Origin of the sequence: Methanospirillum sp. (assembly GCF_035406105.1) — an archaeon.
GTDB lineage: Archaea > Halobacteriota > Methanomicrobia > Methanomicrobiales > Methanospirillaceae > Methanospirillum.
Window position 1 is genome coordinate 1 of the sequence record NZ_DAONKG010000179.1, and the last position, 5,116, is coordinate 5,116.

A 5,116-nucleotide genomic window follows, 5' to 3' on the forward strand; every position below is an offset into this window, starting at 1 on the left:
CATAAAATATCTCAATAACGAACGAATTCTGAGATATTATTTTGGGAATTTCCGTTCTGGAATACCAGGATTTACTGTGTGGGTAACCCTTGTAGCGCTATTCATCTTCGTCTATACAGATGATGTAATTTATCCATGGAGGATGATTCTGACAAAAATTCACCGCTCTGAGATCGCGTCAATGGCTCACCTGAAAAGGTTAAAAATTCGATGATAGCCAGTATGCAAAAACCAAACTCAACTATACCCCTCCCGCCAGGGGTTTCCCTTTAATTGTATACTCAAATGTGTTGAGTTCTTTTTTTTAATTTATACAACGATGAGATGGTATGCAAACTCATCATATCCTAGTTATTCTTTTTATCCTGCTCCTCATGGTATGCGGATGTATTACTGAAAAAAAGGGCTCTGAAACAGATACTGCAATATCAGGGGCAATACCAGATGTCATGACCAGTCTGGATGATTCACTCCGGTCCGATCCAGAAAATCCCGATCTATGGTATGCAAAAGCAGAAATCCTTCATCAGAACGCTGATCTGAAAGGGGCACTTGACGCAATAACAAGAGCGGCTGAGTTAAGTCCACGAAATAGCACCATCCTCCTAAGAAAAGCGGACATCCTCATCGCATCAGGAGATCGTGACAGGGCGAACCGTGAAATACTGAAGGTTCTTGATCTTCTCCCTGGAAATGAAACCGCATTAAACCTTCTCTCTTCTTTGCGAATAAATACCACAACTCCACTAACCGCTATTCAGGTCGAGCATGATCTACTTCTTGAACCAAATAATACCTGGTCAGCATTTAATAAAGGAAGGCTGCTTTTTGAAGAAAGAAAATACCGTGAAGCCCTGTCCTGGTTTATAAAAGCAACGACCTCTGATCCCAGCAATGCTCCAGCCTGGTATTTCATCGGGACAACGTATACAGAACTGGAGAATTATGCACAGGCAATTGATGCCTTGCAGAAATCCCTCACGCTCGACCCCTCTAATGCTGGCACATATTACGAACTGGGAAGGGCATACGAAAAGCAGGGGAATCTGACCGCTGCCAGGATACAGTATGATACCGCCGTGAAAATGAATCCAAATAACGAATGGGCACGGTACGTGTATGGAAAAAACCTCGCCTCTTCTGGTGATTATCAATCTGCCATCAATGAACTGAAGAAAAGTCTGTCGGTATCATCATGTCAGGCACCAGCCTGGTATGAACTTGCTCATGCGTATTACCTGACCGGTCAGTATGATCAGGCACTGTCAGCAATCAATACAGCACTCACTATTGATCCATATTCAAAGGAGTACCGGACACTCTACCTTGCGATTCGGTCAGCGCAGGATCCTGCCTGGTCACTTCCGGATGTCGAGAAAAGGGCTGCTAAAGAGCCGAAAAATGCATCGTTATGGTTCTCTCAAGGTGCTATCGCCTATCATGACGGAAGATATGAAGATGCACTCAGGTATCTGAATACCGCTGTCACATTGGATCCAATGAATGCACAGGCGTGGTACTACCGAGGGATGAGCCTGTATGAACTGGGGAATTATGAGGGGGCATTATGCAGTTTTGACAGGACCATCATCTTGGATCCTGGAAATGCCTGGGCATATTATTACCGGGGAGATATCCTCCATAAAAGTGGACAATGCGAATACGCAATTGCATATCTGAATAAAGGGATACAACTTGATCCGTCTATTCCATGGACATATTATGTAAAGGGGAACTGCTATCTGAACCAGAGCAGATATCAGCTTGCAGCGGATAATTTTGACCGATCCATCGATCAATTCCCCTGCAACCGTTGGTCATGGTTTTTTGGAGGACAGGCGTACTACGAACTGGGGAAGGTTACCCTTGCGCATGAGTACTTCACAAAAGCGCTCTCATTTGATCCACAAAATGAAGAGTTTAAGAGATGGAAGGCCAGGGCAGCCGGAGAATCATCAGTATATCCTGATGAGGCCATCTATTATTATAACCAGACACGCATGTTTCTGCCAGATGCGTGTGGCATCTCATAATCCCTTTTAAACAACGGTATCAATCACCGGGATACTGGCACCACTCTTCAGCACACGCATAATCCTGACAGCAGTACTATTCTGCCCGCCTTCCAGAGAGAGTGCTCCGGGTATACTGTCGAGCCGGTATTCTGCATATTCACGGTCAGAAGTGCCGGTGATGATCAGATAATACTCTCCCTCAGGGAGTACCCGCTCGCTGGTGATGATGATCCGGTTGACGAGGGGGTCATATCTGACCTTAAGGCCAGGTTCTCCTAAAGCAGAAAGAACTCGCGCTGGTCTGTCAGGTAGGAATGTTGGAACAGGAGTGAGTGGTGCCTCCTTTGTTTCCTGTGGTTGTGCGGTAATAAGGGGCGGGGGTGTTGAGTGCGGTCCAGGGATTGCTTCATAATTGAGCAAACGGACTTCGCGGCCGGACTGATAATCTTTCAGCGGAGCTAATACCTGATTTAAACCAGGAATTTTGTTGACGGTGAAATGATCTGATATTGGTTTATACTCAACAACACCAAACAGGATCAGAGCGAAAAGAACCAGGAGTACAGTGATCCCGATCGAGAAGGCGATCTGCCCTCCGGTTGCTTTTCTGGCTCCCCGGTCCACTTCTGGGGTTTTCACCTCAATCCATTTCACCGGTTTGGAAAACTGCTCCGGATGGTCGATTAAGAGTTGCTCATGAATGATTTCAGTCCCATGACTGGTCTTCTCCCATTTATATGGCTTAAAGATCAACTGAAGCGTCCCCTTCCATGCTCCAATACTCATTAATATCCAGTAAATCGGCGAGAAGAAAGCATATAAAAGAAGATCACGCTGTTTTTCCTTCCATGTCGCAATAACCATCATCGAAAGGAAGAAGAGATTTCCGACAAGGAGATTAAAGACAGCTATCACAGCAAAAGGCCAGAAGTCAAACCATCGTGAGAAATATTCAGGAATGATAAAACCAGCTGCAAAGACCAGCCAGAGGAAGAGATTCATGAGAGGGAGATAAAAATTTCCTCCAAATCCGGTCTGAAACACAAGGAAATTTTTCAGGCCGATATCTTTGAGCACCCGGACAGGGTGGCGCATGGTGACAAACCAGGTAATCACAAAACCCTTCACCCATCGTGACCGTTGTCTGATCCACGACGGAACCCGGCTGACTGCCTCTTCATAGGTATGGGAATTCAGTACTGCAGTGTGCAATTTTTTGCGCGCAATCCGCATACCAAGGTCGGCATCTTCGGTCACGTTATAGGGATCCCATGCTCCTAATTCGCGGAGCGTCTTCATTCTGAAGTGATTGCTGGTTCCCCCAAGCGGAATAGGTGCATCAATTTTATCGAGACCTTGAATATAAAAATCATAATAATACGAATATTCTATTGAAAACCACCGTGTCAGCATATTTTTACGAGGATTGTAAAAGTTCAGAAGACACTGAACACAGGCATATTTCGGTCCAAGCCGCTGAAATGCAATGACCACTTTTTTCAACTGATCCCGGTCTGGAAGATCTTCAGCATCATAAATTACGACAAACTCTCCACGTGAACGTTTCAGCCCATAATTACAGGCACGGGGCTTTGTCGTAATATCCGCCTTTGGAATAACAACCGGATGAAAGATGCTTAAAAAGACATGATATTCAGCCTCTGACATGGGAGATATGACCTCTTCGATATTCCCAAAAAGTCCGAGTTTGCGTGCTTTATCAATAGTTTCAGTATCTTCCTCTTCCATCAGGATTTTTACATCAAGTTTATCCCGGGGATAATTGATATTTGCAATATTTTGAAGGATATGAGGAAGCATCTCCTGCTCATGAAAGAGCGGGACGAGAATTGTGTATATGGGAAGATCCTCATCCTTAAGGTTCTGAATATCCTCATCAGAGATATGGATGACATTCTTCTCACCTGACATTCCCTGGAGTGAGATATAGAATTTCACCGGATTCATTATGAAATATACAAAATTTGTAAGAGTAAAAAGAACAAAAAGCCAGAAATATGGATTTGATATGACAAGGCCACACAAAAGAATAGTTCCGATAATGACCGCCGCTTTCTGCCAGGGCACAAGAATTTGATATGCGGACTCGTCAGGCTGACGATCGACCAGTTCACTAAGCGCGCTGTATGCGTGCGGACCCTGATAACTCACATCAGTAATGGTGAGAATGGCATCAAGGGGAGTTACTACCTTCTCAACCTTTTTCCCAAAGATCTCTTCAAGCCGTTTAAATAACGGTTCATCCAGAGGATTTGCGGTAGCCACTTTCAGGTATGCAGGTTTTGATTCCAAAAGCGCAATTAATGCCTCCTCACCGACCGCATATGGAAGAACTGAACCAATCCGCGGATTGGCAAAGAGCGCCTCACGTTCCATAAAGGCTAGTCCCAGCTGGTCTGCAAGATACGCATAAAAATCATCAGGAACTGCAATCCTGTATTTTTTTATCGCCAGAATAAATGTATCAAGAGTTACAGAGGGATCTTCAAGGAGAACGGTGTTGGAAACACCCATTCTTTGAAGCGTTTTTATAAGTTCTTCTTTGGTCAGGTCGGTCATGATACTGGGTTATCGAATCGAAAGGAGCTTTTCTTCCAAAAATTGTGCTACTTTTTCTCCGTCAATGATCGTATCTTTTTCCTGCTCTTCCAGTTTCTCCTTAATTTTTTCAAGAAGGTCTTTTGGATTAACCGGTTTCATGATATAGGCATCCGCCCCTGCATTTAATGAAAACACAGAGTTTTCAAGATTTGCATATCCGGTAACCATAATCTTTTTCATACCGGGACGCATCTTATGAGCTTTTTCAAGGAGTTCTGTCCCTTCCATATCAGGAAGCTTAATATCAAAGAGTGCCATGTTGAAAAACTCATTTTCTATCTTCGAGAGTCCTTCACCTGCAGTAGCAGCAGTTACAACCTCATACCCTTCCAATTCCAGAATTTGCTTTGTACTATCCAGAATTGCAAGATCATCATCAACGATAAGTATTCTCTTCATCCTCTTCTCCACTGTGCGATTATGATGCCGGAAGTGAGACTTTGAATGTTGTCCCCGCTGGCGATGTTTCCACAAGGGTA

3 protein-coding genes are annotated in these 5,116 nt (G+C 44.2%); 1 reads left to right on the forward strand and 2 read right to left on the reverse strand.

What is annotated here, in order from left to right:
- The first annotated feature begins 329 nt into the window (after positions 1–329).
- A complete protein-coding gene (locus PLA23_RS10280; RefSeq protein ID WP_324328931.1) occupies positions 330–2,033 on the forward strand; it encodes a tetratricopeptide repeat protein in 1,704 nt (567 codons plus the stop codon).
- 6 nt (positions 2,034–2,039) lie between these two features.
- Here PLA23_RS10280 and PLA23_RS10285 read toward each other — a convergent pair whose 3' ends face one another.
- Positions 2,040–4,595 (reverse strand): glycosyltransferase, encoded by a 2,556-nt coding sequence (locus PLA23_RS10285; RefSeq protein WP_324475122.1) that lies wholly within the window; start codon positions 4,593–4,595, stop codon positions 2,040–2,042.
- Between the two features lie 9 nt (positions 4,596–4,604).
- A partial coding sequence (locus PLA23_RS10290; RefSeq protein WP_324475123.1) for a response regulator occupies positions 4,605–5,116 on the reverse strand: 512 nt, incomplete at its 5' end.

Bases quoted from the DNA above. Each gene is read 5' to 3' on its own strand.
- PLA23_RS10280 (WP_324328931.1), top strand. From the start codon at position 330: ATGCAAACTCATCATATCCTAGTTATTCTTTTTATCCTGCTCCTCATG.
- PLA23_RS10285 (WP_324475122.1), bottom strand. From the start codon at position 4,595: ATGACCGACCTGACCAAAGAAGAACTTATAAAAACGCTTCAAAGAATG.